The organism is Actinoplanes sp. NPDC051411 (assembly GCF_040682075.1).
Lineage (GTDB): Bacteria > Actinomycetota > Actinomycetes > Mycobacteriales > Micromonosporaceae > Actinoplanes.
The window spans coordinates 1-3,218 of sequence record NZ_JBFBAD010000269.1 but is presented as its reverse complement, the minus strand read 5'-3'; the positions used below and the strand labels follow the sequence as shown (position 1 = coordinate 3,218).

Genomic DNA, 3,218 nt, shown 5'->3' with positions numbered 1-3,218 from the left:
GCCCGGACATCGGTCCGGGCCCGCCGCTGGTCTTTCCAGTTACTGGTTGCTGGTCAGCGCTCCACGTCGCCGCGGATGAAGGCCTCCACGGCCTCCTTGGCGTCGTGGTCGTTGTACTGGACCGGCGGGGACTTCATGAAGTAGGACGACGCCGAGAGGATCGGGCCGCCGATGCCGCGGTCCTTGGCGATCTTCGCGGCGCGGACCGCGTCGATGATCACGCCGGCCGAGTTGGGGGAGTCCCACACCTCGAGCTTGAGCTCGGCGTTGAGCGGGGTGTCGCCGAACGAACGGCCTTCCAGCCGGATGTAGGCCCACTTGCGGTCGTCGAGCCACGGCACGTGGTCGGACGGGCCGATGTGCACGTCACTCTTGATCATCTCGTGCGGGATCTGGCTCGTGACCGACTGGGTCTTCGAGATCTTCTTCGAGACCAGGCGGTTGCGCTCCAGCATGTTCATGAAGTCCATGTTGCCGCCGAAGTTGAGCTGGTAGGTGCGCAGCAGCTCGACGCCACGGTCTTCGAACAGCTTGGCCAGGGCGCGGTGCACGATCGTGGCGCCCACCTGGCTCTTGATGTCGTCGCCGACGATCGGCAGGCCGGCGTCGGTGAACTTCTGCGCCCACTCCGGATTGGAGGCGATGAAGACCGGCAGCGCGTTGACGAAGGCGCAGCCGGCGTCGATCGCGGCCTGGGCGTAGAACTTGTCGGCCTGCTCGGAACCGACCGGCAGGTAGGAGACGACGACGTCGACCTCGGCGTCGCGCAGCACCTGAACCACGTCGACCGGCTCGGCCGGCGACTCCTCGACCATCTCGCGGTAGTAGATGCCGAGGCCGTCGAAGGTCGGTCCACGCTGGACGGTGACACCGGTCGGGGCCACGTCGGTCAGCTTGATCGTGTTGTTCTCGCTGGCGACGATCGCCTCGGCCAGGTCCATGCCGACCTTCTTGGCGTCTACGTCGAACGCCGCGACGAACTTCACGTCCGAGACGTGGTAGTCGCCGAAGGTCACGTGCATGAGACCCGGAACGCGGTCGTTCGGGTCGGCGTCCTTGTAGTACTCCACGCCCTGGATCAGGGACGAGGCGCAGTTACCCACACCGACGATGGCGACGCGTACGGAACCCATCGCGTTTGCCTCCTTGTTCATCACGGCCGGTCCTGATGTGGACGCGGGAAAACGGGGGATGCGTCCCCAGCCGGATCGGCGGGGAGATCATGGGAATCGGCGGCGCCGGACGGGGCGCGACCGGAGCGCTCGTTGGTGATGAGCTCCTCCAGCCAGCGGACCTCGCGCTCGCAGGCCTCCAGGCCGTGGCGCTGCAGTTCGAGCGTGTAGGCGTCGAGCCGGCCGGTGGCGCGCGACAGCACGTCGCGCAGGCCCTCGCGGCGCTCCTCGATGCGCCGGCGGCGCCCCTCGAGGATGCGGAGCCGGGTGGCCCGGTCGGTGCGGGCGAAGAAGGCGAAGTGCACGCCGAAGCCGGCGTCGTCATAGGTCTCGGGACCTGCCTGGGCGAGGAGGTCGGCAAACCGCTCCTTGCCCTCGGCAGTGATCTTGTAGACAACCCGGCCGCGCTTGCTGGTCATCGGAGGCACGATCGTCTGATCGGCTTCGGTCTCGGTGATCCAACCGGCGGTCTGCAGGCGCTTGAGGGTCGGGTAAAGCGTGCCGTAGCTGATCGCGGCGCGGATCGTCCCGAGCTTGGTGGCGAGCTCTTTGCGCAGCTCGTAACCGTGCATGGGCGTTTCCTGCAGCAGGCCGAGGATCGCCAACTCCAGCATCGGCAACCTCCTCCGCTCCACTCGTCAGGCTGGGGCCACCCGGTAGGGCAGCGATGTATCGGGCCGATACATCGCAACCGTAGATCGGCCCGGCCCAAGGTGCAAGAAATTCATGGCTCGGCGACGACCGCGCCACGCTGAGTGATGGCTGTCGCCGCGGGGGCGACGACCGCGTACTCTCTTCGCCATGCGCACGCAGCGGCAGGTCGTCGACTACTCGCTACAGAGGCGGTCAGTCCTGCGTGACGTGCACAGCGGCCGGATCGGGACGCTCGAGGTCTGTGACGCCTCGCCTTACCTGAAAAGTGCTGCTCACTTCCATGGCGAGCCGACCGACGAGCGCTGTCCGATCTGCCGCCGCGACAATCTGACCCTGGTGCATTACATCTACGGCGATGAGCTCAAGCAGTCCGCTGGACAGGCTCGCAAGCTGGCCGAGCTTTCCGTGCTGGCGATGACGCTGCGTGAGCTTCAGGTCTTCGTCGTCGAGGTGTGCCAGACCTGCGCGTGGAATCACTTGATCGAGCAGTTCGTGCTCGGTCGGGACGCGCTCACTGCCGACGAACTTGACCAGGCCGAGGCACTTGCCGCGGCTGCCGCGGGCCGCCACCGCGAGACCGGGTCGTCGTCGCAACGCCGGGAGGGCCGCGGATGAAGCGGCTTCGTCCGACTACTGTGCACTCGACCCCGACCGACTCGCGCAGCCAGCGCAGGACTCGGTCATTTCTGACATCCGACCGGGCGGCTGCGCGGATGCAGCCCCGAATGTCCGCTTGTGACGCCGTCGGCGGGGGCCCCTCCAGGGCTCTGTCGTCATGCGCCATCGCGACCGAGGTGTGACCGAATGAACTCGTACGGCGATCCGCAGTCTGCGCGTGCCCGGGCCCGGGTGCCCGGTGCGCCCGGCTCCGCGCCTGACGACGCCCCCGCCCGATATTCGGACGAGCCGCGTTCCGCACCCGACGCATACCGTCGGGGATCGGGGCGCGCCGCCGCGGGTGGTGCGGCCGGTAGTGCATCAGTCGGAACGGCTCGGCCGGGTGGCCGGGCCGCCGTGGGTGGCGCCCCAGTCGGTGGTGCCGCGGTCGGTGGTGCCGCGGTGGGTGGCGCCGCGGTTGGCTCGGCTCGGCCGGGTGGCCGGGCCTCAGTGGGCAGCGCCTCGGTGGGCGCCGGCGCCGGCGGCCGGGCCGCGGTGGCTCGCGCGGCGGTGCGGCCCGGCGGTGGCGGGCCGGGGATGCCGCCCGGCACCGGTGACGACGGTGCGCTCGGCTCGGGTGGCCGCGGCGGCAAGAAGGACAAGTCGAAGGCGGCCAAGCGGCGTCGGCGGACCAACATTTTGACCGCGGCCGCGGCGGTGGTGGTCATCTTGTTGGGTGCCGGGGTGGTGGGTGGCACGTATTTCTTCGACAGTGTGGAGTTGCCGCAGCCGGTC

At 68.8% G+C, this 3,218-nt stretch carries 3 protein-coding genes and 1 pseudogene; 2 read left to right on the top strand and 2 right to left on the bottom strand.

Translation table 11 applies throughout. The annotated features are described in order from the left end of the window. Positions 1 to 53: 53 nt before the first annotated feature. A complete protein-coding gene (locus AB0M88_RS53070; protein WP_364116246.1) occupies positions 54 to 1,133 on the bottom strand; it encodes an inositol-3-phosphate synthase in 1,080 nt (359 codons plus the stop codon). 20 nt (positions 1,134 to 1,153) lie between these two features. Then, positions 1,154 to 1,786 (bottom strand): PadR family transcriptional regulator, encoded by a 633-nt coding sequence (locus tag AB0M88_RS53065; protein WP_364116244.1) that lies wholly within the window; start codon positions 1,784 to 1,786, stop codon positions 1,154 to 1,156. Between the two features lie 187 nt (positions 1,787 to 1,973). Here AB0M88_RS53065 and AB0M88_RS53060 point away from each other — a divergent pair, with 187 nt between their 5' ends. Both AB0M88_RS53060 and AB0M88_RS53055 read left to right on the top strand, forming a co-directional pair. Next, positions 1,974 to 2,441, top strand: a complete 468-nt coding sequence (locus AB0M88_RS53060) for a DUF5318 domain-containing protein (RefSeq protein WP_364116241.1) — start codon at positions 1,974 to 1,976, stop codon at positions 2,439 to 2,441. A gap of 492 nt (positions 2,442 to 2,933) precedes the next feature. After that, positions 2,934 to 3,218 (top strand): annotated as a pseudogene (locus AB0M88_RS53055) (penicillin-binding protein); the annotation flags it as partial.